General features: G+C 71.2%; 18 protein-coding genes. 3 read left to right on the top strand and 15 right to left on the bottom strand.

What is annotated here, in order from left to right:
• Positions 1-85: 85 nt before the first annotated feature.
• Positions 86-1,522 (top strand): threonine synthase, encoded by a 1,437-nt coding sequence (thrC, locus tag PCC79_RS04290; protein ID WP_232549921.1) that lies wholly within the window; start codon positions 86-88, stop codon positions 1,520-1,522.
• A 61-nt stretch (positions 1,523-1,583) separates the two neighbouring features.
• Positions 1,584-3,167: a beta-N-acetylhexosaminidase gene (locus PCC79_RS04295; RefSeq protein ID WP_342373117.1), complete on the top strand. Its 1,584-nt coding sequence runs from the start codon at positions 1,584-1,586 to the stop codon at positions 3,165-3,167.
• A gap of 78 nt (positions 3,168-3,245) precedes the next feature.
• Here PCC79_RS04295 and PCC79_RS04300 read toward each other — a convergent pair whose 3' ends face one another.
• The 8 genes from PCC79_RS04300 to PCC79_RS04335 form a co-directional block, all read right to left on the bottom strand.
• Positions 3,246-4,757, bottom strand: coding sequence for an arylsulfatase (locus PCC79_RS04300; protein WP_342373118.1), 1,512 nt, complete (start codon positions 4,755-4,757; stop codon positions 3,246-3,248).
• A gap of 4 nt (positions 4,758-4,761) precedes the next feature.
• Complete coding sequence (locus PCC79_RS04305; protein ID WP_232549918.1) at positions 4,762-5,772, bottom strand: LacI family DNA-binding transcriptional regulator; 1,011 nt, start codon at positions 5,770-5,772, stop codon at positions 4,762-4,764.
• 58 nt (positions 5,773-5,830) lie between these two features.
• Positions 5,831-7,009 (bottom strand): Gfo/Idh/MocA family oxidoreductase, encoded by a 1,179-nt coding sequence (locus tag PCC79_RS04310; RefSeq protein ID WP_342373119.1) that lies wholly within the window; start codon positions 7,007-7,009, stop codon positions 5,831-5,833.
• Positions 7,006-8,817 carry a beta-galactosidase gene (locus tag PCC79_RS04315; protein ID WP_342373120.1) on the bottom strand — a complete coding sequence of 604 codons (1,812 nt, stop codon included), beginning with the start codon at positions 8,815-8,817 and terminating at the stop codon, positions 7,006-7,008. The genes PCC79_RS04310 and PCC79_RS04315 overlap by 4 nt, the downstream gene beginning before the upstream one ends.
• 70 nt (positions 8,818-8,887) lie before the next feature.
• Positions 8,888-10,534: an ABC transporter substrate-binding protein gene (locus PCC79_RS04320; protein ID WP_232549915.1), complete on the bottom strand. Its 1,647-nt coding sequence runs from the start codon at positions 10,532-10,534 to the stop codon at positions 8,888-8,890.
• Complete coding sequence (locus PCC79_RS04325) at positions 10,531-11,562, bottom strand: ABC transporter ATP-binding protein (RefSeq protein ID WP_342373121.1); 1,032 nt, start codon at positions 11,560-11,562, stop codon at positions 10,531-10,533. The genes PCC79_RS04320 and PCC79_RS04325 overlap by 4 nt, the downstream gene beginning before the upstream one ends.
• A complete protein-coding gene (locus tag PCC79_RS04330; RefSeq protein WP_232549913.1) occupies positions 11,559-12,596 on the bottom strand; it encodes an ABC transporter ATP-binding protein in 1,038 nt (345 codons plus the stop codon). Before PCC79_RS04330 ends, PCC79_RS04325 begins: the two co-directional genes overlap by 4 nt.
• Complete coding sequence (locus PCC79_RS04335) at positions 12,593-14,617, bottom strand: ABC transporter permease subunit (RefSeq protein WP_342373122.1); 2,025 nt, start codon at positions 14,615-14,617, stop codon at positions 12,593-12,595. The genes PCC79_RS04330 and PCC79_RS04335 overlap by 4 nt, the downstream gene beginning before the upstream one ends.
• A gap of 155 nt (positions 14,618-14,772) precedes the next feature.
• Between PCC79_RS04335 and PCC79_RS04340 the strand changes: the two genes are divergently transcribed.
• Positions 14,773-16,602, top strand: a complete 1,830-nt coding sequence (locus PCC79_RS04340; protein ID WP_342373123.1) for a glycoside hydrolase family 15 protein — start codon at positions 14,773-14,775, stop codon at positions 16,600-16,602.
• 536 nt (positions 16,603-17,138) lie between these two features.
• Here the strand turns inward: PCC79_RS04340 and PCC79_RS04345 are convergent.
• From PCC79_RS04345 to PCC79_RS04375, 7 genes are all read right to left on the bottom strand, one after another.
• Positions 17,139-18,164 (bottom strand): 2-oxoacid:ferredoxin oxidoreductase subunit beta, encoded by a 1,026-nt coding sequence (locus tag PCC79_RS04345; RefSeq protein WP_232549909.1) that lies wholly within the window; start codon positions 18,162-18,164, stop codon positions 17,139-17,141.
• Positions 18,161-20,020: a 2-oxoacid:acceptor oxidoreductase subunit alpha gene (locus PCC79_RS04350; RefSeq protein WP_342373124.1), complete on the bottom strand. Its 1,860-nt coding sequence runs from the start codon at positions 20,018-20,020 to the stop codon at positions 18,161-18,163. Before PCC79_RS04350 ends, PCC79_RS04345 begins: the two co-directional genes overlap by 4 nt.
• Before the next feature lie 97 nt (positions 20,021-20,117).
• Positions 20,118-21,029 (bottom strand): sulfite exporter TauE/SafE family protein, encoded by a 912-nt coding sequence (locus PCC79_RS04355; protein WP_342373125.1) that lies wholly within the window; start codon positions 21,027-21,029, stop codon positions 20,118-20,120.
• On the bottom strand, positions 21,029-22,417 hold the full coding sequence (locus PCC79_RS04360; protein ID WP_342373126.1) for a sulfate adenylyltransferase subunit 1: 1,389 nt from the start codon (positions 22,415-22,417) through the stop codon (positions 21,029-21,031). Before PCC79_RS04360 ends, PCC79_RS04355 begins: the two co-directional genes overlap by 1 nt.
• Complete coding sequence (gene cysD / locus PCC79_RS04365) at positions 22,417-23,319, bottom strand: sulfate adenylyltransferase subunit CysD (RefSeq protein WP_342373127.1); 903 nt, start codon at positions 23,317-23,319, stop codon at positions 22,417-22,419. The genes PCC79_RS04360 and cysD overlap by 1 nt, the downstream gene beginning before the upstream one ends.
• Positions 23,316-24,077, bottom strand: coding sequence for a phosphoadenylyl-sulfate reductase (locus PCC79_RS04370; protein ID WP_232549904.1), 762 nt, complete (start codon positions 24,075-24,077; stop codon positions 23,316-23,318). Before PCC79_RS04370 ends, cysD begins: the two co-directional genes overlap by 4 nt.
• On the bottom strand, positions 24,074-25,780 hold the full coding sequence (locus PCC79_RS04375) for a nitrite/sulfite reductase (protein ID WP_232549903.1): 1,707 nt from the start codon (positions 25,778-25,780) through the stop codon (positions 24,074-24,076). Before PCC79_RS04375 ends, PCC79_RS04370 begins: the two co-directional genes overlap by 4 nt.
• Positions 25,781-25,874: the final 94 nt, after the last annotated feature.

Genomic DNA, 25,874 nt, shown 5'->3' on the forward strand with positions numbered 1-25,874 from the left:
CCCTCCCGCGGAGCGCCGGCCCCGGGCGACCGGCTGCCCGTGGTCGCGGCGCGGGCGGGCGATGGGGCACCGCTAGGCTGATCCGGTGCGCTACGTCTCCACCCGCGATGCCTCCGGCGGCCCCGGACTGCCGTTCTGCGACATCCTGCTGGCCGGTCTCGCGCCTGACGGCGGGCTGTACCTGCCCGAGACCTACCCGCAGCTGGACGCCGCCACCCTCGCGGCCTGGCGGCGCGTGCTCACCGAGCAGGGGTACGCGGCGCTGGCCGCCGAGGTGCTGGCGCTCTACATCGACGACATCGACCGCGACGATCTGGACGCGCTCTGCGCCCGCGCCTATGCGGCCGACACGTTCGGGTCGGACGCCGTCGTGGGCCTGACCGACCTGGGCGGCGGCGTCCACCTGGGCCACCTGAGCAACGGCCCGACCGCGGCGTTCAAGGACATGGCGATGCAGCTGCTGGGCGAGCTGTTCGAGTACGAGCTGGAGCGCCGCGACGAGACCCTCACCATCCTGGGCGCCACGAGCGGAGACACCGGGTCGGCGGCGGAGTACGCCATGCAGGGCAAGGAGCGTCTGAAGGTCTTCATGCTGACCCCGGCCGGGCGGATGAGCCCGTTCCAGCAGGCGCAGATGTTCAGCCTGGACGACCCGGCGGTGGTCAACATCGCCGTCGACGGCGTCTTCGACGACTGCCAGGATCTCGTCAAGGCCGTCAACGCCGATCTCACCTTCAAGGCCGAGCACCGCATCGGCGCGGTCAACTCCATCAACTGGGCCCGGTTGGTCGCCCAGGTCGTCTACTACGTGGCGCTGTGGCTGATGGCGACCACGCGGGACGACCAGCGCGTCACCTTCGCCGTGCCGTCGGGCAACTTCGGCAACATCTGCGCCGGCCACATCGCGCGTGCGATGGGGCTGCCCATCGACACCCTCGTGCTCGCGACCAACGAGAACAACGTGCTGGCCGAGTTCTTCGCCACGGGCGTCTACCGCGTGCGCGGCCGTTCCGAGACCCACGCGACCTCCAGCCCGAGCATGGACATCTCGAAGGCGTCCAACTTCGAGCGGTTCGTCTTCGACCTGCTCGGCCGCGACGCGGCGGCGGTGACGGAGCTGTTCGCCCACCGGCTGCCCTTGACCGCCGAGTTCGACCTCTCCGGCACGGAGGCCTTCGCCACCCTCGCCGACCGGTTCGGGTTCGTGGCCGGCACGTCGAGCCACGCGGACCGGCTGGCCACGATCGCCGCCGAGCACGCCCGCTCCGGCGTCGTCATCGACCCCCACACCGCCGACGCCGTCGGCGTGGCGCGGGCGCTGGCGTCCGCCCGCGGGCTCACCGAGCCGATCATCGCGCTGGAGACGGCGCTGCCGGTGAAGTTCTCCGCGACCATCGTGGAGGCGCTCGGCACCGACGTCCCTCGTCCCGAGCGCTTCGCCGGCATCGAAGATCTGCCGCGCCACGTCATCGACCTGCCGAACGACGCTCCGGCGCTCAAGGCCCTGATCGCGGGCACCTGACGCCCGCAGCCCTCGCAGCCCTCTCGGCCCCGAGCGGCGGGGGCTTGGGTAGGGTCAGACCATGAGCCTGCTCGCCGAGCCCGCTGCCCGCTTCGCCGCGCTCGTGCCCACCCCGGTGTCGGCGACGCTGACCGAGGGGGTGTGGGAGCTGCCCGAGCACCCTGGCGTGACCGGGCCGGCCGCCTGGGCCCGGACGGCCTGCCGCATGCTCGCGTCCTGCGGGGCCGAACGCACCACGGACGCCACGGAAGCAGCCGGCGGTGCCCTCACGCTGACGAGGGTCGATGAGCTCACCGATGGCGCCTACCGGCTCGAAGTGACGGCGGGCGGCGTCACCCTCGCAGCGGGGGAGGAGGCCGGTCTCGTGCACGGCCTCCAGACCTTTCTGCAGCTGCTCGACCCCGGTTTCGGGTTGCCGACGGCCCGCCCGGGGCTGCCGCGCACCGTCGCCTGCTGCCGCATCGAGGACGCGCCGCGCCACGCCTGGCGCGGCGCCCACATCGACGTCGCGCGGCACTTCCACCCGCTGCCGTGGCTCTTCGCCTTCGTCGACACCCTGGCAGCGCACAAGTTCAACGTGCTCCACCTCCACCTGACCGACGACCAGGGGTGGCGCTTCGAGGTGCCGAAGCACCCGCGCCTCACCGAAGTCGGCGCCCACCGCCCCGGCACGATCTACCCGGGCATGACCGAGCACGACGGCATCCCCCGGGGCGGGTTCTACACCCAGGACCAGCTGCGGGCCCTCGTCGCGCACGCCGCCGAGCGCGGCATCACGATCGTGCCGGAGGTGGACGTGCCCGGCCATGTGCGCGCGCTGTTGGCCGCCTATCCGGAATACGGCTGGGGTGAAGGACTGCCGATCGCGACGCACTTCGACGTGCTGGACGAGGTGCTGTGGCTCGATGACAGGGCCCTCGCCCTCGTCGAGGACATCTACACCGACCTGCTGGCGGTGTTCCCCAGCGAGATCATCCACATCGGGGGCGATGAGTGCCCGACGACCCAGTGGCGCGACAACCCGGAGGCGGACGCCCTCGCGGCCTCCCGCGGGCTGGGCGGCGTCGAGGAGCTCCAGGCGTGGTTCACCCGCCACCTGCGCGACTGGCTGGCCGCCCGCGGCCGCCGCACCCTGGGGTGGGACGAGATCGTCGAGGGCGACGACATCGAGGACGTCGTCGTCATGAGTTGGCGTGGGGTGGAGCCCGGCCGCGCCGCGCTTGCCCGCGGCCACGAGGTCGTCATGGCGCCGTGCCCGTTGCTGTACTTCGACTACCACCAGTCCGATGGTGAGGACGAGCCGCTCGCCCGGAACCCGGCGCGGAGGTGGGAGGACGTGGTCGCGTTCGACCCGGCCGAGGGGGTCGCCGAGGCCGATCGACCCCGCCTGCTGGGCGTCCAGGGGCAGGCCTGGTCGGAGTTCTTCACCACGGTTGAGCACGTCGAGTACATGGTCTGGCCGCGCCTGTGCGCCCTGGCGGAGGTGGCGTGGAGCGGCCCGGCCGATCCGGCGGCCTTCGAGCCCCGGCTCCGGGCCCACGTCGAACGCCTGGCCGCCAAGGCGGTGAACCACCGTCCCCTCGACGGCCCCCACCCGTGGCAGGCGGGCGGTACGGGGCCGTGGCGACGGCGCCCGCCCCGGTGACCAGGCCCCGGTGACCAGGCCCCGTTGACCGGGCCCCGTTGACGCGCCCCCCGGTGGCTCCGGCTCGCAGCCTCGCCGTCAGCGGGGCGTGCGTGCGGTGTCCAGCAGCGGGCCCACGGACGCCCCGGGCGTCAGGACGCCCTCGCGCACGAACCCCTCGGGCCGGTCGGTGAGGTGGTCGATGAGCAGGGCGCGGTGCGTGGCGAGGGCGTCGGCGTGGGTGTCGTCCCGGGCGAGGTCGTGAAGCTCGGTGGGGTCGGCCACCAGGTCGAACAACTGCTCGTGCCCATCCCCGGACCACCACACGTACTTGTGGCGCGCGCCGACCACCCACTGCATCGACTGGCCGAGGATCGTGTGTTCGCCGAAGAGGGGGGTGCGCCACGCGTCCGGCTCCGCGTCCGACCCCGCCCCGCCGCCGTCGGCCGCGAACAGGCGCAGCGCGGAACGTCCCTCGACCGTCGGCGGCACCGGCACGCCGGCCAGCTCGAGCAGCGTCGGCATCACGTCGCGGAGCTCGACCAGGCCCCCGACGCGCGTCCCCCGGGGGACACCAGGACCGGCGAGCAGCAGGGGGACGCGGCTGGACCCCTCGTAGGCGTAGCCCTTGCGCCACATCCCGTGGTCGCCCAGCATGTCGCCGTGGTCGGAGACGAACGCGATCGCCGTGTCGTCGGCCAGGCCGAACTCGCCGAGGATCTGCAGCAGGCGTGAGATCTGGGCGTCCACGTGCGAGATGAGGCCGTAGTAGGCCGCCCGGGCGCGGTGGACGGCGCGGTCGTCGAAGTGCGCCACCAGCGCCTCGGTGTCGCCCTCCACGCGATAGGGGTCGAGCAGCGCGCGCCAGTCGCCCTGCACCGGCGGGGTGAGTTCGGCGTCGGCGTACAGGTCCCACGCCCACTGTGGCGGGTCCAGCGGCGCGTGGGGCCGGTGGAACGAGAGGTAGAGGAAGAACGGCGCCGTCGGGTCGCGTCGATACAACCAACGCTCGGCCTCGGTCACCAGCCAGTTCGTCGGGTGGAGGCGTTCCTCCTTGTCCCAGGGCCGTGCCGCCATCGAGTTGCAACCCAGCCCGTGGTCGAGGTAGTCCTCCCGCGCAGTGGCGCCGGGCTGGTCGCGCAGCCACGGCACATAGTCGTCGTACTCCTCGATCGGACGCCCCCGCCGGCGGGAGTGGTGGAGGTAGCCGTCGTGGAGGAGGACGTCGTCGAAGCCGATCCGGACGCGCTCGGGCCAGTAGTGCATCTTGCCGATGGCCTGGGTGTGGTACCCCGCGGCGGCGAACGCGCGCGGCAGCGTCTCCCCGACGTTGAAGGGGGCGCCGTCGGCGTAACCCACCCGGCCGTGGCTCTCGGGGGTGAGGCCGGTCATCAGCGCCATGCGGGCGGGCACGCACGTCGGCGTCGCGGAGTACGCCCGATCGAAGGAGACTCCCTGCGTGGCCAGGCGGTCCAGGGCCGGGGTCGAGACGTCGGGGTGGCCGCTGGAGCCCAGACAGTCCGCGCGCCACTGGTCGGCACAGATCAGGATCACGTTGGTTCGCGGGGGGTCGTGGGGCACGGTTCGGGCCGGCGGGGCGGGGTCGGGCATCGTCTCACTCGTCTCTGGTCGTGGAGCCCGGCGTGAAGTCCCAGACGAACTCGTGACGCCGGAACGGGGTGTCCATCTGCTCGGTGGCGCGGGCGACGACGATGTCGGCCAGCCGCCCGAACCCGTCCGCGGTGCCGTAGAGACTGATGGGGCCGAGGTGGTTGTGGGCGTTGTCGGGGATGTCGCCGATCGCGATGATCTCCAGGTCGTCGGGCGACGTGATGCCCTGGCTGAGGGCGGTCGAGCGCAGGGTCTGGGCCAGGTACCCGGTGGAGCAGATGACCGCTTCGGGCCGCGGTCGCTCGGCGAGCAGCGCGTGGCAGTGATCGGCGACCTCGTCGCGGCTCCAGCCGCTCAGGTGGACGCGGCCCTCGGCGTCCGCGTCGCCGGCGTCCGCAGCGCCGAGCCGGAAGCCGGCCAGACGCGACGGCCCCCGCCATGCGTCCGAGAACGGCCGCACCGTGAGCAGGTGTACGCGGTCGTGGCGCGCGCGCAGGCGGGCGTACGCGGCGCGGGTGGCGGCGACCGGGGAGGAGCTGATGACGTCGAACCGGTCGGCGCTCGCCTCGGTGGCAAACACCACGAGCGTGGCGCCCCGGTCGGCCAGGTCGTTGACCTTGGCCAGGCCGGTCTCGTCGAAGTCGGTGGAGGTGATGAGGGCCACCCCGGGGGTGTAGCCGAGGAGGAACTCATACCAGGTCTCATCGACGAGGGCGAGCGTCGAGAAGCCCTGCGGATGCGCGCGGCGCTGCACCTCCTGGGCCACGCGCGCTGTCCAGGGATCCTCGGGTGAGCCAAGGGCGAGCACGATGGTGGTGGAGTACCCGCGGCGCATGGCCTGCGCGTGGCTGTTCGGGACGTAACCGAGGGCCGCTGCGGCCTCGTGGATGCGCCGGGCCGTCTCGGGGGACGCCGGCGTCCGGCCGGAGCGGCTCCCCGACAGCACGAACGAGACCGTGGCCGTGGAGACGCCGGCCGACTCGGCCACGTCGATCAGCCTGGCTCTCTTGGCCATCCCGCCCGCCCTTTCCCGGCTCGGTGTGGATTCGCGTGTCCTGGTGGAGAGTAACCGCTCAGCGCGAGCCCGGCTGCCCCGCGTCGAAGTAGGCCCGCGTCGCTCCCGGCAGCTCCGGCACGCGGCGGGTCGAGCCGTCGGTGCGAATCGACTCCACGCCCAGGCATGCCGTGGCCACCGCCTCGCGCGCGGCGACGGTGGAGACGTCGGTCGCGCCGCCCTCGCGGACGAACCGGACGAACTCGGCAGCGAGGGAGGCGTCCGCGCCGCCGTGCCCGCCGTCGCCCCGAGCGATGACCTCGACCCGATCCGGCGTCCGGGCGCTGGAACGCCGGGACGTCCAGACGTGAATCTGGTCCCCACCCTCATCGCCGATGTTCTCGATGCGGCCCGCGTCGCCGATCACGGTGTAGTTGCGCCAGTAGTCGGGGGTGAAGTGGCACTGCTCGTAGGAGGCCAGCACCCCATTGTCGAGGCGCAACGTGAGCAGCGAGATGTCCTCCACGTCCACCACCGGGTTGAGGTCGGTCTGTGCGGTCGGCGGCCAGTTGTTGGGGGAGTACCAGTCCCACATCAGCCGGTCGGAGTTGTCACGTCGCTCGGTGATGTCCCCATAGACCATCAGGTCGCCCATCCCCGAGACCTCGCGGGTGTACCCGCCGGCCAGCCAGTGGATCACGTCGAGGTCGTGGGCGCCCTTCTGCAGCAGCAGCGAGTTCACGTACCTGCGGTCGGCGTGCCAGTCCTTGAAGTAGAAGTCTCCACCGGTGCCGACGAAGTGGCGGCACCACACGGAGCGGACACGGCCGATCTCCCCGCTGTCGATGATCGCCTTCATCTGGCGGATCACGGGCATGTGGCGCATGTTGTGCCCCACGTAGAGGCGCGACCCCGTGCGCTGAGCGGTGGTGAGCAGCGCGTCGGCGTCCTCCAGCCGGGTCGCCAGCGGCTTCTCGCAGAACGTGGCCAACCCGGCCTCAAGGCTGGCGGTGGCGTGTACGTGGTGCAGGTGGTCCGGCGTGAGCACCATCACGGCGTCCAGGTTCTCGGCGAAGAGATCGGCCAGATCGTCGACGAGGCGGACGCCCTCCCCGAGCGCCGTGACGGCTTCGCTGCGTGCTCGCTCCGAGGGGTCGCACAGGGCGACGATGCGGCTGCCCTCCCCGGGGCGGTGCGCCTGGCGCGCGATGCTGCGGCGCAGGCCGAAGCCGATGACACCGATGCGGAGGTCGGTCATGGGGTCTCCTTGTCGAGGAGTTCGTCGAGGATGGGGCCGGGGGCGGTGCGGAGCCCGCCACCGGGGCCGTCGGTGGCGAGCAGCGTGACCTCAATGTCCTGCGTCACGAGCGGGGCCGGCACGTACAGCGTCTGCTGGGGGCCCCGTCGCCAGTAGCGGCCCACGAGTTCGTCGCCGACCCACGCGAACCCGCGCGTGTGGGCCCGGAGGTCGAGGAAGACGTCGCGCCCGGCCGTGGTGTCCAGCGCATAGCGGGCCACGGCGAGCCCGTCGGCGTCCTGCTCACGGATCGCCAGGGCGGCGACGCTGGTGCCGATGCGGTCCAGCGCCAGCGGCCACGCCTCCCAACCCATGACGAACCGCGTCCCGAACCAGGCGCCGCGCAGCACCCCCTTGCGCTCCCCGAGGAGCGGGCCGAAGTTGATCCGGCCCAGCGATTCGACGACCAGGTCCAGCACCAGCTCGCCGCGCTCCGCCGTGATGTCGAGCGCATCCGGGGTGCCCTCGTCCCGCTCGGCAATGCCGACCAGCCGTCCGTCGACGAAGACGTGCGCACGGTCCCGCAGGCCGTACAGGCGCAGAGGGACGCTGCCACCGGGGTGGTCGACGCGGGCGCGGAGCAGCAACAGGCCGCGCTCCAGACCAAGGTCCTCGAACGACGGCGGGAAGGGCGAGGGGCCCTCGGGCAGGCGTAGGCCGGGCACGGCACCGAGCGTGGCGCGCGCCAATGAGACGAGGTCGTCGAACGTCAGCGTGCCGCGTGCGACCTCGCTCAACTCGGTGGCAGGGGCGGGCGCCGGTTCGGCCACCAGGTCGTCCGGGATCTCGGGAATCGGAAGGTGGCGGGCGATGACCTCGCGGAAGGCGTGGAACTTGGCGGTCAGCGTGCCGTCCTCGGCGATGGCGGCGTCGTAGTCGTAGCTGGTCACCGTGGGTCGGAGCACGCCGTCATGGTTGCAGCCGTTCCACAGCCCGCTGTTGGTGCCGCCGTGGGCCATGTAGAGGTTCACGTCCATGCCGTGATCGAGCATGGCGGCCAGCTCGGCCGCGGCATCGGCAGCCGGGCGGGTGTGGTGCGGCTCGCCCCAGTGGTCGAACCACCCGTTCCAGAACTCCATGCACAGAGCCGGCGTGTCGGGGTACTCCGCGCGGAAGGCAGCCAGGTACTCAACCGCCCGGGATCCGAAATTGATGGTGGGCGTGGCACCCGCCACGGTGCCGCCGAGCAGGTACTGCAGCGTCGGGCCGTCGCTCGTCATGAGCGGGACGTGGATGCCGCGCCGCAGGAGGCCGTCGCGCAGGTGCTCGAGGTGGGCGCGGTCGTCGCCGTAGCTGCCGTACTCGTTCTCGACCTGGACGGCGACCACGCGGCCGCCCTCGGGGTACTGCCGCGCCGCGACAATTGGGATCAGGACGTCGAACCACGCGTCGACGGCGGCGAGGTAGGCAGGGTCGGAGCAGCGCAGGCGCAGGCGCGGGTCGGCGAGGAGCCAGCCCGGCAGGCCACCACCCTCCCACTCGGCGCAGATGTAGGGGCCGGGGCGGACGATCACGTCCAGGTCGGCGGCCGCGGCGGCGTCCAGGAAGGCGCCGAGATCACGCGGGCCGTCGATCTCGGCGCGGCCCGGGGCGGGCGCGTGGAAGTTCCAGGCTACATACGTCTCGACCGTGTTGGCGCCCAGCGTGCGCAGGCGCCGCAGCCGATCGGCCCACAGCGCCGGGTGGACGCGGAAGTAGTGCAGGGCACCGGAAACGATGCGGTGGGCCGCACCGTCGCGCTCGAACCCGTGGTCGGTCACCGTGAACATGTCTCTCCTGGGCCGGATGGGCCGGTGGGGCACCCCGCAGGGCGCCCCACCGGAAGGGATCAGAACCTCGTCACTCGCGGTACTCGATGTTCATGATGGTGAGGGCGGCGTCGGCGGGCAGCGTCGGGTTCGGCGCGTAGTCGTCCTCACCCGGCACCGGGAAGTTCGTCCAGTGCTGGCCGTTGATGACGGCCTTCCAGCCGGCGGTGGCCGTCGCGATGAACGGCGCCTCGTCGATCAGGATCTCCTGGGCGCGGATGGACAGCTCGCGGGCGCGGGCGTCGTCGGACCCGGGGGCGATGCCGGCCAGTTCGGTGACGATGGCGTTGTACTCCTCGTTCTGCCAGCGCCCGTAATTGTTGATCGCCTGCTCGCCGAGGGGGACGTAGGTCTCCTCGCCGAGGGAGTTGAACACCTGGTAGGGCGTCGACCCACCGGTCGGGCTGGACGAGAGCATCCCGAAGTTGCCGGTGGTGGACGCCTCGGAGAACGGTGCGTCGGCCATCTGGTTCACGGCCACCTCGAGCCCGAGGTTGCGCTGCCACTGGTCGGCGAGGATGGTGCCGGTGCGGACCCACTCGTCATAGGGCTGGTACACGTCGTAGCGCAGGCTGTGGCTCTGGCCGTCCGGGCCCACGAGCTGCCCGTCGGACACGGTCCAGCCGCCGGCCTGGAGCTCGCTTTGGGCATACTCCGGGTCGTAGCGGTGCTCGGAGTTGGGTGCGAGCTGGTCGGCGTACACGACCGGGTCGAGCGCCGCCTCGCTCGGGACGCCGTAGCCGACGGCCACGATCTCTGCCGCGGTCTCCAGATCCACCGCCGCGCGGAGCGCCCGGCGGACGTGGACGTCGTTGTAGGGGGCCTGCTCGACGTTGAAGATGAGGCCGTCGGCGGTGCCGACGGGGTAGAAGCCGTAGAAGTTGGTCTCGGGGGCGAGGTCCACGAACTCCTGCTGGGCGTTGGCCCAGCCGAACGTGCCGTAGTCGACCTGCCCGGAGATGATCTGCGACTTCGTCGCGTCGCCGGTGATGGCGTGCATGTTCAGCTGGTCGAGACCCTTCGACTCGCCACCCCACCAGTCGTCACGGATGTCGAACGTGATCTGCTGGGGGCTGAACTGCGAGACCGTCGCGGGCCCGGTACCGACCGGCTCGGGGTTGGTCCAGGTGCGGACGTCCTGGTTCTCCCACACGTGGGCTGGCACGATGCGTCGCGTGGAGAAGCCCACCAGGTCCTGGAAGGACTGCTCCTCGTACGTCACGACGACGGTGTGCTCGTCGGGGGTCTCGACCGAGGTGAACGGGTAGGACGCGGGGGTCTCGCCGGAGAGGACCAGATCCCACGTGAACTTCACGTCGGCCGAGGTGAACGGCTCACCGTCGGACCAGGTGACGTCGTCGCGCAGGGTGAACGTCAGTTCCGTCCCGGCGTCGTTGAACTCCCACGACTCGGCCAGGTAGGGCATCATCTCGCCGGCGGCGATCCGGTTGACGCGGATGAGCGGCTCGTAGATGTAGGCCGTCCCCGGGGTGACGCTGACGCCGGTGGGCGAGAACAGGTTGAAGTTCTGGTTCCAGGTGGTGCCTCCCCAGCCCACCTGGTTCAGCACCCGGGGTGCGTCTCCTTCCGGAGAGCTGCCGGGGCCGCCCTCGGTGGAACAGGCCCCGAGGGCCAGACAGAGGGAGGCCGCCATGGCTCCCGCGATCACTTTCTTCATGGTCGGTGCTCCCCATCGGTCGAGCGGGCTCTGGTGGGTGCTTCCACCCCGTCGTAGAGCCAGCACTTCACCTGCTGCTCGCCGACGGTGAACAAGGGGGGCTTCTCCGCCGTGCAGCGGTCCATGACCGCCGGGCAGCGCGGGTTGAAGCGGCATCCGGAGATGGCCTGCGAGGGGTCGGCGGGTTCGTCGACGTCGGGGGTGTCGCCGGGCTCGGCCGGCTTCGTGCGGGAGGGGTCCGGCGCCGAGGCCAGCAGCAGCTGGGTGTAGGGGTGCCGGGGGTTCGAGACGACCTCCTCGGTCGGCCCGCTCTCGACCAGCTCGCCGGAGTACATGACGCACATGCGGTCCGACACGTAGCGGGCGCTCGCGATGTCGTGGGTGATGTACAGGATCGTGACGCCCCGCTCGCGCCGGATGGCGTCCAACAGGTTGAGGACGTCGAGTCGGATGCTGACGTCCAGCATCGACGTGGGCTCGTCGGCCAGGATCACGTCCGGCTCCACCGCCAGCGCGCGGGCGATCGAGATGCGCTGACGCTGGCCGCCCGACAGGGAGCTGGGGAAGCGGTCGATGTAGTCCTCCGCGGGGGTCAGCGCCACCATCTCCAGCAGTTGCAGGATCTGGGCGGTGACCTCGGACCGTGTCAGTTCGGGCTTGTGGATGCGGATCGTCCGGCCCAGGATGTGCCGGATGGTCTTCAGCGAGTTCAGCGATGCGAAGGGATCTTGGTAGACCAACTGGACGTGGCGGTAGAAGGAACGCTTCGGCCGCCCGGTGATGCGCTCACCGTGGAAGCGGATCTCGCCCTCGTCGGGGGCGAAGATGCGGGCGAACGCGCGGGCGAGGGTCGTCTTGCCCGAGCCCGATTCGCCGACCAGCGCCACGATCTCGCCGGCGTGCAGGTCGAGGCTCACCTTGTTGCAGGCGCGCACCTCGACGGCGTGGCCGGCGGCGTCCTTGCCGTCGAAGATGATGCTCAGCTGGTCGGCGCTCAACACGGGGCCGGAGCCGGTGGTCCGGGTCATGCGATCACCTCCGTGGCCGGTCGGGCGGTGGGCAGGGGGGCGACGCCGCGCTCGGCCGCGCGGACGTGGCACGCAGCGAGGCAGGGGCCGATGTCGAGCAGCTCGGGCCGCACCGCGGCGCAGGCGGCGACCGACTCGTCGCAGCGGGGTTCGAAGGCGCACCCGGCGGGCAGCTTGCGCAGGTCGGGCGGCGAGCGGGGGATGCCGTGGCGCTCCCGACGGGGTTCGGTCAGCGAGGGGAACGCGTTGCGCAGCCCGCGGGTGTAGGGGTGTTGCGGGTCGTCGGCGATCTGACGTGCCTGCCCGATCTCCACGATGCGGCCGCCGTACATGATGGCGATCCGGTCGGCCATTTCGAGCAGCAACGACAGGTCGTGGGTGACGAACAGGACGGCGAAGCCGAGCTCGTGCTGCAGGCGCAGGATCTGGTTGAGGATCTGACGCTGCATGACGACGTCGACGGCGGTGGTCGGCTCGTCCATCACGATGAGGTCGGGGTCGCAGGCCAGCGCCAACGCGATCAGTGCGCGCTGCCGCATGCCGCCGGACAGCTCGTGGGCGAACTTGCCCATCGCCTGCGGCGCGATGCCCACCATGGCGAGCAGGTCGGCGGTCCGCTGCCTGATCTGGGCCCGGTTCAGGCTGCGGTCGTGCGCCCTGAGGGCGTCCGCGAACTGGGCCTCCAGGCGGGTGACCGGGTTGAGGCAGGCCATGGCGGACTGCATGACGATGGAGATGTCCGACCAGCGGTAGCGTCGCAGCGCCTTCTCGTCGGCCGCGATGAGGTCGACCCCCTCGCTGTCGCCCGCGTCGTAGAAGCGTACGCTGCCCTTGGGCGTCACCGCAGGTGCCTGCTGCAGCCGGGTCACCGCCGTCAGCAGCGTCGACTTGCCCGAGGCGGACTCCCCGGCAATGCCGAGGATCTCCCCGCGCTCCAGCGTGAAGTTGATGTCCGCGCAGGCACGGACGTTGCCCTCGTCGGTGAGTCCGAGGTACACCACGTCGAGGTCGCTGACCTCCAGCAGGCGCGTCATGCGGTGACCTTTCGTCCGTTGGCCCTGGCCAGATCCGCGTTGAAGCGGCGGGTCCTGGCCGCGAGGCTCGAGTTGAGCTTCGGGTTGGTGATCTCGTCCAGGCCGAAGTTGATGAGCGCGGTGGCGAAGCCGATGATCGCGATGCACAGGCCGGGCGGCAGGAAGTACCACCACTGGCCCCGCAGGATGGCGCCGGAGGACTGGGCCTGGGCGATCATCGTGCCCCACGTGATGCCCGAGGTGTCACCCAGGCCGAGGAACGCCAGGGACGACTCGGCGAAGATGCCGCCCACGAGGGCGGACAGGAACATCGCGGAGATGACGCCGCCCAGGTGCGGAATCACCTCGACGAGGATGATGCGCCACGTCGACTCCCCGGTGGTGCGCAGGGCCGACGTGAAGTCCCGGTTGCGGAGGCTCAGCGTCTGGGCCCGGATGGAGCGGGCGCCGCCCGGCCACCCCAGCAGGCCGATGACCAGGGCGATCAGGATGTACCCGGCGTTCTGGACGTAGCCCGCGATGATGAAGAGCAGGGCGAAACCCGGCAGGGTCATCAGGACGTTCACGATCGCGTTGATGGTGCGGTCGGCCGTGCCGCCGAGGTACCCGGACGTGGTGCCCACCACCACCGCCATGACCGTGGCGATGGTGCCGGCCAGGGCGCCGACGACCACCGAGCCGCGAGCCCCCACGACCAGTTGGGCGAACAGGTCCTGCCCGGTGTTGTTCGTGCCCAGCCAGTGGTCGGCGGACGGGGGAGTGGCGATCGCTCCGTAGTCCACCGCCCGGGGGTTGAGCCCCAGGGCCGAGATGAGCCAGGGCCCGAAGATCGCCACGAGGACGAAGAAGGCGAGGATGGCGAGGCCGATGACGACCTTGGGGTTGCGCAGGAGCCGGTCCATGGCTGAGACCTCCCTCGTCCGCGGATCCAGCAGCACGTACAGCGAGTCGGCGATGAAATTCGCCACCAGCACGGCGAGCACGATCATGAGGAAGATGGCCTGCATCAGGGGGTAGTCCTTCGTGGTGATCGCCTGGAACAGCAGGTACCCCATGCCCGGGTAGGTGAACACGATCTCGGTGAGGACGACGCCGCCGATGATGCCGCCGATCGAGGAGGCCAGGCCGGTGATGTTCGGCAGCATCGCGTTGCGTGCGGCGTAGCGGAAGATGACGCGTCGCTCGCTGATGCCCTTGGCCCGGGCGAGCGTGACGAAGTCTTCGCTGATCGTCGTGACCATCATGTTGCGCATCGCGAACAGCCACCCCGAGAAGCCCACGAACACCCCGGTGAGGATGGGCAGGGTGGCGTAGCGGAAGACCGACAGCAGGAACCAGACGTTGTTGATCTGGAACGGCACGTTGGGGCTGTACCCGCCGGAGGAGGGGAACAGCCCGAGCGTGAGGGAGAAGACCCACAGCGTCAGCAGCGCCACCCAGAACGACGGCATGGACGAGAAGAACTGGGAGATCGGTGTGAGCCACAGGTCCAGCCGCGACCCGGGCCGGTAGCCGACGATGATGCCGAGCGAGGTGCCCACCAGCCAGGCGACGAGGGTCGAGACGCCCACGAGGAACAGCGTCCACGGCAACGCACCCAGGATCAGCTCGAGCACGGGGACCGGATAGCGGGAGACCGAGAGGCCGAAGTCGAGGGTGAAGATGCTGCCGAGGTAGTTCCAGTACTGCTCGAACAGGTTCTGGTTCGGGTCGCCGTACAGGTTGCGGATCGACTGCAGCACCTCGGGGCTGAGCGTGGTGCCGGTCTGGCGGGTGATCTGGAGCGCCAGCGTCTGGGCGGGGTCGCCCGGCATGGCGCGCGGCACGAAGAAGTTGATGGTGAGAGCCACCCATGCCGTGAGCAGGTAGAACCCTGCACGCTTGGCAAGGAAGCGGCCGCCCCGGCTGCGGCGCGGTTCGGGCATCTGGGCGAGCGGGGTCTCGGGCACGTTGGCCCGTGGCTCCGGGGCGAGCCTCGACGTCGAGGCGGGGCCGGATGCCGAGGGGTTGTTCGCCGTCATGGCTCTCCTCTCCCGGCGGACTAAAGGTTTAGCCAGCTAAAGGTTTAGTCACCGTAGCAGGGCTGCTTCACCCGAAGGAAGGGTGCGTTGCCAAACCGTGACCTTCGTGTGGCGACCGCAGCCGCCGCCTTGGGTCGATGTGATAGCAAAGGGCCATGAGTGCGCCGATCGAGGACTATGCCCTGCTTTCCGACCTGCACACGGGGCCCCTGGTCTCGCGGCACGGCAGCATCGACTGGCTGTGCCTGCCCCGGTTCGACTCCCCGGCGGTGTTCACCGCCCTGGTCGGGACCCCCGATGACGGCCACTGGCAGCTCTGCGTCGCGAACGCCGAGCCGGAGCAGCGGCGCTACGTCGGCCACTCACTGGTGTTGGAGACGACGTGGCGCGGCGAGAGCGGGGTGGTGCGCGTCACCGACTTCATGCCGCCGTCGTCCGACCACGCCGATCTGGTGCGCCACGTCGAGTGCCTGGAGGGTGAGGTCGAGGTGCGCCACGACCTCGTGCTGGGGTTCGACTACGCACGCCGCAAGCCCTGGAGCCGCATCACCGAGCACAACGGCGAGCGGGTGTGGCGGTTCGTGGCCGGCGAGGACGCACTCAACCTGCACGGCCCGCTGCTCGAGGCCAGCGATGACGAGGCGTGCATCGGCGACCTGGACGCGGGGGGCCCGATGCGCCACCTGGCCGGGTCGTTCGCGCTCGCTGCGGGGGAGTCCGCGTGCTGGACGCTGACGTGGGCGCGCTCCTACGACCCCATGCCCGATCCCGTGGCGGTGGAGGCGGCCCGTGCCGAGACCGTCGAGTTCTGGGAGGGCTGGATCCGTGAGGCCACGGCCCACGACGACGACCACCCCTACGCCGAGGCCGTGGCCCGCTCGCTGGTGGTGCTGCGTGGTCTGACCCACTCGCGGACGGGCGGGCTGGTGGCCGCGCCCACGGCGTCCCTGCCGGAGCACTTCGGCGGGGAGCGGAACTGGGACTACCGCTTCACGTGGCTGCGCGACGCCGCCTTCACCATCGAGGCGCTGCTCGACCACGGGGAGACGGACAGCGCCGAGCTGTGGCGCCAGTGGCTCATCCGGGCCATCGCGGGGGACGCCGAGGACGTCCGCATCATGTACGGCCTCAGCGGTGAGCGGCACCTGCCGGAGGAGGAGTTGGACCATCTCTCGGGGTATGAGAACTCCCGCCCCGTGCGCATCGGCAACGGCGCGGCCGACCAGTACCAGTCCGACGTCGTGGGGGAGGTCATGCTCGCGCTGGCCAAGCTGCGGCGGGCGGACAAGGAGTCCGACCCGAGCTGGGCCATGCAGAAGAACCTCGTGGCCTTCCTGCTCGACAACTTCGACCGTAAGGACCACGGCATCTGGGAGATGCGCGGGGACCTGCACCACTTCACCCACGGCCGCGTGATGATGTGGGCGGCGCTCAACTGCGCCATCGAGGCCGTCGAGGAGTACGACTTGCCGGGCGACGTCGACCTGTGGCGCGAGCGCCGCGCCGCCCTGCACGACGAGATCTGGGAGCGGGGCTTCGACCGCGAGCTCAACTCCTTCACCCAGACGTATGAGAACAACGAGGTGGACGCCTCACTGCTGCAGCTGCCGCACGCCGGCTTCGTCGCCTACGACGACCCGGCCATGCTCGGCACCGTGGCGCGCATCGAGTCCGATCTGGCCTCCGATGCGGGATTCGTGCACCGGTATCGCACCGGCGCGGGCCTCGACGGCCTGGAGGGGGACGAGTACGCGTTCATCATGTGCACGCTCTGGCTGGTCGAGCAGTACGCCTGCTCCGGGCGCCGGGAGGACGCCAAGGCCATCATGGATCGCGTGCTCGGCGTGGCCAACGATCTCGGGCTGCTCGCCGAGGAGTACGACGAGGAGGGCGGACGCCTCGCGGGGAACTTCCCCCAGGCCTTCAGTCACCTGGCCCTCATCCGCGCCGGCGACGCCCTGGACGGCCGCAGCGATCCGCTCTGACCTCGCCGCTCTGGCCTCTCTGCTCTGACCGCTCGGAGGTCCCGACCCGGTCGAGCTGAGCCGCGGCCCGCCCGGACCACGCGGTCGTTCCAGGCGCGGGGTGATCTGGGCCGCGGGGGGAGCTGAGCGGTCGGAGGAACCCACGCGGCCTCGCCACGTTTCGCCTCGGCGACCTGGCGCACTGCATGGCCACTTGGCGCGCCTTCTCCTCACGTGGCGCAGCGGGGCCCACGTGGCGGCCCGTGCGCGGCCCGCCACGTGAGCTGCGCTGCGCCGCGTCGGGTCGACGTGCGCCACGTGAGCTTGAGGTGCGCCACGTGGCCGTGGCCGAGCTGCGCCACGAGAGCTCCACCGCGCCACGTCAGGGGGACGTGCGCCACGTGGCCTTGAGGTGAGCCACGTGGAGCCGCAGGGATGAGGCGGCTCAGGATCGGGACGCGATGGCGATGACGCCCACCGGGTCAGCACACGGTGTCAGCACACGGCGCCACGCCCGCCGGGTCAGCACACGGCGTCAGCACACCCCGGCTGCGGAGTCAGGCGACGGTCCAGGTGTCGGGGCCGGTGATGAGCTCCTGCAGCGCGGCGGAGCGGTCATCGGGCATGTGCACCTGACGCCGGGCCTCGTCGTCGAACACCGGGCGATCCACCGAACGGAAGATGCCGATGGGGGAGCGCGAGAGGTCCTGGTTCGCGGTGAGCTGGGCGAGCTGGAAGGCGACGGACGGGTCGTCGGCCGACGCGTCGTGCACCACGATGTCGCCGGCGTCCACCTCGGCGGTGGGCCGGACGATCAGCGTCCCGTCGCCGGAGCGCACCACGGCCTGCTCCCCGCCGGCGAACGTCACCGGCTGGCCGTCCACGAGCGGGACGACGGCTGGCGAGTCGGGCTCCTTGAGCCCGGCGAAGGCGTCGTCGTTGAAGATCGGGCAGTTCTGGTAGATCTCCACCAGCGAGGCACCGCGGTGGTTGACCGCCGCCGTGAGCACCTCGGTGAGGTGCTTGCGGTCGGAGTCGATCGTGCGCGCCACGAACGTCGCCCCGGCACCCAGCGCCAGCGCCACCGGGTTGAACGGGGCGTCGACGGATCCGGCCGGGCTGGACTTCGTCACCTTGCCGGTCTCCGAGGTGGGGGAGAACTGGCCCTTGGTCAGCCCGTAGATGCGGTTGTTGAACAGCATGATCGTAATGTTCACGTTGCGTCGCAGGGCGTGGATGAGGTGGTTGCCGCCGATGCTGAGGGCGTCGCCGTCACCTGTCACGACCCAGACGGCGAGGTCGTCGCGCGCCAGCGCGACGCCGGACGCGATCGCCGGCGCGCGGCCGTGGATCGAGTGCATGCCGTAGGAGTCGACGTAGTACGGGAAGCGCGAGGAGCAGCCGATGCCCGAGACGATGACGGTGTTCTCCCGCCGGACGCCGAGCTGCGGCATCAGCGACTGGAACGCCGCCAGCACGGCGTAGTCGCCGCAGCCGGGGCACCAGCGCACCTCCTGGTCGGAGACGAACTCCTTGCGGTTGATCGGGGTGAGTGCCAAGGGCACCTGGGCGAGTCCGGTCACTGGTTGCCTCCCAGGGAGTCGATCTGGTCGATGAGGTGCGGAGCGAGCTCGGCCGGGCTGATCGGCAGGCCCCGCACCACGCTGAAGCTCTTCACGTCGACGAGGTACGTCGCACGCAGCACCGTGGCGAGCTGGCCGAGGTTCATCTCGGGCACGATGACGCGGCGATAGCGGCGCAGCACCTCGCCGGTGTTGGCCGGCATGGGGTTCAGGTGGCGCAGGTGGGCGGTGGCCACGGCGCGGCCGGCGTTGCGGACGCGGGTCGCGGCGGCGCCGATGGGCCCCCAGGTCGAGCCCCAGCCGAGCACGAGGACGTCCGCCCCGCCCGAGGGATCCTCGACCACCAGGTCGGGGATGTCGCGCACGATGCCGTCGACCTTCGCCTGCCGCAGCGCGACCATCTTCTCGTGGTTGTCCGGGTCGTAGCTGACGTTCCCGGTGCCGTCACCCTTCTCGATGCCGCCGATGCGATGCTCGAGGCCGGGGGTGCCGGGCACGGCCAGCGGGCGGGCGAGGCGCTCGTCGCGGGCGTACGGCAGGAACGTGCCGTCAGGCCCGTTGGGCTCGGTCGCGAAGCCCACCTCGATCGGCTCGATGGACGCCAGGTCGGGGATCAGCCACGGCTCGGCGCCGTTGGCGAGGTAGCCGTCGCTCAGCAGGATCACCGGCGTGCGGTAGCGCAGCGCGATGCGCGTCGCCTCAATGGCGGCGTCGAAGCAGTCGGCGGGCGACTGGGCGGCGATCACCGGCAGCGGCGCCTCGCCGTGCCGGCCGTAGAGGGACTGGAACAGGTCGGCCTGCTCGGTCTTCGTGGGCATGCCGGTGGCCGGGCCGGCCCGCTGCACGTCCACGACCACGAGCGGCTGCTCCAGCATGATCGCGAGCGAGATCGTCTCGCTCTTCAGCGCCATGCCGGGCCCCGACGTCGTCGTCACGCCCAGCGCGCCCGCGTAGGACGCCCCCAGCGCAGCCCCGACCGCGGCGATCTCGTCCTCGGCCTGGAACGTGGTGACGCCCTGGTTCTTTGCCTTGCTCAGCTCGTGCAACACGTCGGACGCCGGCGTGATCGGGTAGGCGCCCAGGAACAGCGGCAGGTCGGCCTTCACGGCGGCGGCCATGAGGCCGAGCGCCAGGGCGCGGTTGCCACTGATCTGCCGGTAGGTGCCGGCGGGCGCGGGCGCGGCGGGAATCTCGTAGCGGACGGCGAACGTCTCGGTCGTCTCCCCGTAGGCGTGGCCGGCGAGGAAGGCCGCCTTGTTCGAGTCGCGGATCTGCGGCTTGGCGGCGAAGCGCCGGTCCAGGAACTCCAGCGTGTGCGCCTCGGGGCGGCTGTAGAGCCAGGTGAGCAGGCCGAGGGCGTACATGTTCTTGGCCCGCGAGGCCTCCTTGCGGCCCAGCCCGAACGACTCGACGGACGCCACGGTCAGCCCGGTGAGGTCGAGGGCGTGGAGCTGGTAGTCGGCCAGCGACCCGTCCTCGAGCGGGTTGGACTGGTAGCCCACCTTGGCGAGGTTGCGCTTGGTGAACTCGTGGGAGTCGGCCAGCAGGACGCCGCCGCGCTTGAGATCGCCGAGGTTGGCGCGCAGCGCGGCGGGGTTCATGGCGACCAGCACGTCGGGCTTGTCGCCCGGGGTCTTGATGTCGGCACCCGCGAAGTGGAGCTGGAAGCTGGAGACACCGGCGATCGTGCCCTGCGGTGCCCGGATCTCGGCCGGGAAGTTGGGCAGCGTCGCGAAGTCGTTGCCCGCGTTCGCGGTGTCGGAGGTGAACCGGTCGCCGGTGAGCTGCATGCCGTCGCCGGAGTCGCCGGCGAAGCGGATGACCACGCGGTCGAGCGTGTGGACTGGTGTGGACACGGGTGTGACGTTCCTTCTCAGGTGGTGGTTCGACGGGTGAACGCACTCGACGGGCCAGCTTACCCGCTGCTCGCGGCGCCCGGCAGTGGGGGGTGGGTCAGATCGACCACTCGGCCTCGGCCGCCTCGGCGGCTGCCTTCTCGGCGCGGCGCTGGCGGGTCTCGCGCAGGGCCATCACCACGATGAGCGTCATCCAGACGGCGAGGAACGCCCAGAACCCGACGGTCAGGCTGTCCCCGGTCATGCCGCCCGCCTGCAGCAGGGTGCGCAGGTTGGTCATGATGATGAGCCCGCCGACGGCGATGCCCATGATGCGCGGGGGCACCTTCGACACCAGCCACGCGGCGATCGGCGCGGCCACGACGCCGCCGATGAGCAGCGCGATCACCAGTCCCCAGTCGATGCCCAGCAGCCCGAGGTGCACGAGGAACGCGACGGACGCCGACGCCGACACGAGGAACTCCGACGTGCTCACCGAGCCGATCACCGTGCGGGGTGACGTCTTGCCGGCGCTCAGCAGCGTCGTCGTCGAGATCGGCCCCCACCCGCCGCCGCCGGTGGCGTCCACGAAGCCGCCGACCAGGCCGAGCGGCACGAGGAAGGCCTTGCCGTGCGGCGAGCGCCGGGCGTGCGCCACCTGCGGCGGGCGGAACACGTAGCGCAGCAGGATGTACATGCCCAGGCCGCCGAGGATCATCGCCATGAGCGGGCGCGTGGCCTCCGTCGAGAGCTGCGCCAGCACCGTGGCGCCGAGCACGGCGCCGATCGCGCCCGGCACGCCCATGCGGGCCACCAACTGCCAGTCGACGTTGCCGAGCTTCCAGTGCGACACCCCGGAGGCGATGTTCGTGCCCACCTCGGCGATGTGGACGGTGGCGCTCGCCATCACCGGCGTCAGCCCGGCGAGCAGCAACAGCGAGGTCGAGGTCGCGCCGTACCCCATGCCCAGCGCGCCGTCGACGAGCTGGGCGCCGAACCCCACCAGCGCGATGATGAGCAGCTGACGCATCAGATGACCCAGGTGAGGGTCTGGTCCGGCTCGATGGTTGCCGCGTCGCTGAACGACGTTTCGCCGCGCACCATGCCCGCGGCGAGCGTGCCGCCGGACTGCGGGTCGATCACCAGGAACGAACCGGTGCGCCGGGAGCGGGTGTAGTCGTCGGCGGCGATCGGAGCGGCGAGCCGCAGCCGGATGCGGCCGATGTCGTTGAGCTCGAGGGTCTCGGTGGCCTGCGGCGTGAGCGTGTCCAGGTCGAGCCGGCCGTGGATGTCGCGGACGATGCCCTGCACCGTGCGCGTCCCGTGCTTGACGAGCACCTTCTGCCCGACGCGCAGGCCGCGTTCGGCCAGCCACGCCACCATGCCGTCGAGATCCTGGGTCGGCTCGGGGGCGTCTGCCGCCGCGGCGATGAGATCGCCGCGGGTGATGTCGATCTCGTCGGCCAGCCGGATGGTCACCGACTGGGGCGCGAACGCCTCATCCAGCGGGCCGTCGTGGGTGTCGATGCCGGACACGCGGGTCCGGCGTCCTGCGGGCAGCACCACCACCTCGTCGCCCACGGCGACGACCCCGGTGGCCACCTGCCCCGCATAACCGCGGTAGTCGCGGAACTCCGGCGCGGCGTCCTGGGGGCGCAGCGCGAGCTGGACGGGGAAGCGGAAGGGCAGCTCCGTGATCTCGGACGCCGCGGGTGCGGCCTCCAGCAGCTCGAGCAGCGACGGGCCGTCGTACCACCCCATGCGCTCGGAGCGGTCGACGATGTTGTTCCCCACCAGCGCCGAGGTCGGCAGCGTGACGAGGTTCGGCACACCGAGGTCGGCGGCCACGCCGGCGATCTCGGCGGCCACGCGCTCGTAGGTCGCCTCGTCGTAGTCGACCAGGTCGATCTTGTTGACCGCCACGATGATCGTGGGCACGCGCAGCAGCTGGCCCACGGCCAGGTGGCGGCGGGTCTGCTCCAGCACGCCCTTGCGGATGTCGACGAGCAGCACGAGCACATCGGCGGTCGACGAGCCGGTCACCGTGTTGCGGGTGTACTGCACGTGGCCGGGGCAGTCGGCCAGGATGAACGTGCGGTTGCCGGTGGCGAAGTAGCGGTAGGCGACGTCGATCGTGATGCCCTGCTCCCGCTCGGCGCGCAGGCCGTCGGTGAGCAGCGCCAGGTCGACGTGGCCCAGCCCCTTGGCCCGGCTGACCCGCTCCACGGCGTCCAGCTGGTCGGCGAGCACGGCCTTGCTGTCGTAGAGCAGGCGGCCCACGAGCGTGGACTTGCCGTCGTCGACCGAGCCGGCCGTGGCCAGGCGCAGCAGCGTCCCGGTGGCGCCGGCGAGGCCGGACGCCGCGGGCTGCTCGGCCGCTCCGGCGGCGACCGTGGTGTCATTGGTGAGCGTGGTCATCAGAAGTACCCCTCCTTCTTGCGGTCCTCCATGGCCGCCTCGGTGAGCCGGTCGTCGGCCCGGGTGGCGCCACGCTCGGTGATGCGCGTGACGGCCACCTCGGCGATCACGTCGGCGATGGTGGCGGCGTCGGACTCGACGGCGCCGGTGCAGCTCATGTCGCCCACCGTGCGGTAGCGGACGCGGCGGGTCTCGACGGTCTCGCCCTCGCGGGGCTCGGTGACGTCGCCGACCGCGAGCCACATGCCGTCGCGGGCGAACACCTCGCGGTCGTGGGCGTAGTAGAGGTTCGGCAGCTCGATGTCCTCGGCCTCGATGTAGCGCCACACGTCGAGCTCGGTCCAGTTCGACAACGGGAACACCCGCACGTGCTCGCCCGGGCGGTGGCGCGGGTTGTAGAGCGTCCACAGCTCGGGGCGCTGGTTGCGCGGATCCCACTGGCCGAACTCGTCGCGCAGGCTGACGACGCGCTCCTTGGCGCGCGCCTTCTCCTCGTCGCGCCGGCCGCCGCCGAACACGACGTCGAAGCGGTGCTCGGCGATGGCGTCCAGCAGGGGTTGGGTCTGCAGCGGGTTGCGGGTGCCGTCGGCGCGCTCGAGCAGGCGGCCGTCGTCGATGTAGTCCTGCACCGACGCGACGACCAGCCGCAGGCCCAGGCGCTCCACTGTGGCGTCGCGGTACGCGATGACCTCGCCGAAGTTGTGCCCGGTGTCGACGTGCATCACCGGGAACGGAACCGGCGCGGGCCAGAACGCCTTGACCGCCAGGTGCAGCATCACCACGGAGTCCTTGCCGCCGCTGAACAGCAGCACGGGGCGCTCCAGCTCGCTGACCGCCTCGCGGATGATGTGGATGGCCTCGGACTCCAGCTCGCGGAGGTGGGAGAGGGTGCGGGTCGTCATGCTTCCTCCGGGTGGGTGTCGGTGACGTGCAGGCCGCACTCGGTCTTCGCCAGGCCGGCCCAGCGGCCGGCGCGGGGATCCTCGCCGGGGGCGACGGGGCGCGTGCACGGCTCGCAGCCGATCGAGGGGTAGCCGTCGGTGAGCAGGAGGTTGACCGGCACCTGGTGGCGTCCGGCGTAGTCGAGCAGTTCGTCGAACGTCCAGGCGGCGATGGGGTTGAGCTTCACCATCTGGTGCGCGTCGTCCCACTCCACGAGCGGGGTGTCGGCGCGCAGGGGGGAATCCTCGCGGCGCAGGCCGGTGACCCACGCCTCGTAGCTCGCGAGCTCGCGGTTGATGGGCTCCACCTTGCGGATCGCGCAGCAGCGCGTCGCGTCCCGCTCGTAGAGCCGGGCGCCGAACTCGGCGTCCTGCTCGGGCACGGTGATGGCCGGCATGACGTCGACCAAGTTAACGTCGAGGCCGTCGGCCACGGCGTCCCGGGTGCCGATCGTCTCGGCGAAGTGGTAGCCGGTCTGCAGGAACAGCACGTCGACGCCGGGCGCGTGCCGGCTCACCAGGTGGGGCACCACGGTGTCGCCGGCCATGGAGCAGGCGACGGCCAGGTTGCGGCCGAAGGTTTCCGCGGCCCAGGCCAGCACCTCGTCGGCCGTGGCGTCGGCGAAGCGCTCGGACGCCTCGCGGGCCAGGGCCTCCAGCTCGGCGGCCGAGCGGACGCGTCCGGGGCCGTGGGGGGCGGGGGCGATCACGGCGGTCATCGCAGGGCCTCCTCGTCGGCGCGGTGCACCCAGTGGGCGAAGGACTCGCCGTCGTCGGATTCGGAGGCGAAGCGGCGCACCACGCGCTCCACGTAGGTGGGCATCTCCTCCGCGGTCACCTTGAGGCCGCGCAGGGTGCGGCCCAGACCGGCGTCGTCGCGGTCCACGGACGCCAGCCCGCCGCCCAGGTGCACCTGGAAGGCGAACTCGTCGCCGCCGTCGGCACTCTTGGCGATCTGGCCCTTCAGCCCGATGTCGGCGGTCTGGATGCGGGCGCAGCTGTTCGGGCAGCCGTTCACGTTGAGCGTGATCGGCACGGCCAGGTCCAGCTCGCCGAGGTTCCGGTCGAGGGTCTCGATCGCGGCCGTCGCCGTGTCCTTGGCGTCGACGAACGCGAGCTTGCAGAACTCGATGCCGGTGCACGCCATCGTGTTGCGGCGGAACGCCCCGGGCGTCGCCGTGAGCCCGATCGTCTCCACGCGGTCACACAGCGCGCGGACGCGGTCCGGCGGCACGTCGAGCACGAGTACCTTCTGGTGCGGGGTCAGCCGAACGCGGTCGGAGCCCGCGGCGGCCACGGCGTCCGCCAACTCGGTCAGCGCCGTGCCCGACATGCGCCCGACGGTCGGGGCGAAGCCGACGTAGTGGTTGCCGTCCTTCTGGGTGTGGACGCCGACGTGATCGGCCGCTCCGCCGGTGGCGACCGCGGCCGGGCCCTCGGGGAGGACGTAGCCGAGGTACTCGTCCTGCAGCACCTGGCGGAACTTCACGGGCCCCCACTCCGCGAGCAGGAACTTCAGGCGCGCCTTGTTGCGCAGGCGGCGGTAGCCGTAGTCGCGGAAGATCCTGACGACGCCGTGCCACACCTCGGGCGCCTGCTCGGCGGTGACGAACACGCCGAGGCGCTCGGCCAGCCGCGGCGCGGTGGACAGCCCGCCCCCGACCCACAGGTCGTAGCCGGGGCCGAGCTCGGGGTGCACCACGCCCACCAGCGAGATGTCGTTGATCTCGTGCACCACGTCGAGGCTCGGGTGGCCCGTCACCGCCGTCTTGAACTTGCGCGGCAGGTTCGACAGCTCGGGATCGCCGATGTAGGTGTCGACGATCTCGCGGATGACCGGCGTCGGGTCGATGATCTCGTCGGCCGCCACGCCCGCCACCGGCGAGCCGAGGATCACGCGGGGGGTGTCGCCGCAGGCCTCGGTGGTCTGCAGGCCGACCGCCTCGAGGCGGCGCCAGATCTCCGGGACGTCCTCGATGGCGATCCAGTGGAGCTGGATGTTCTGGCGGTCGGAGATGTCGGCGGTGTTGCGGCCGAACTCCGTCGATATTCCAGCGATGGTGCGGAGCTGCTCGAGGTTCAGCTGCCCGCCGTCGAGCCGGACCCGGAGCATGAAGAACTCATCGGAGAGCTCGTCGGGGCCCAGCGTGCCGGTGCGGCCGCCGTCGATGCCCTGCTTGCGCTGCGTGTACAGGCCCCACCAGCGGAACCGGCCGTGCAGGTCCTCGTTCGGGATCGACGCGAAGCCCTCGCGGGCGTAGGTGGACTCGATGCGCGCGCGCACGTTGAGCGGGTTGTCGGCGGCCTTGAACTCCTCGTTCGGGTTCAGCGGTGCGGGGCCGTCAACGAGCCACTGGCCGTTGCTGCGTCCCTCGCGGGGCGGGCGCACCTGCGCGCCCGGGAGGGCGGTGTCGTGGGGCATGGTTTCCTCTGGTCAGGGGCCCCGGCCCACGTGTCAGCGCACACGGGCATTCTGGGGCCCGGGCGTGGTGATGGGGGAGCGGGCGCGTCAGGAA

This window comes from Propioniciclava soli (assembly GCF_038502305.1).
GTDB lineage: Bacteria > Actinomycetota > Actinomycetes > Propionibacteriales > Propionibacteriaceae > Propioniciclava > Propioniciclava soli.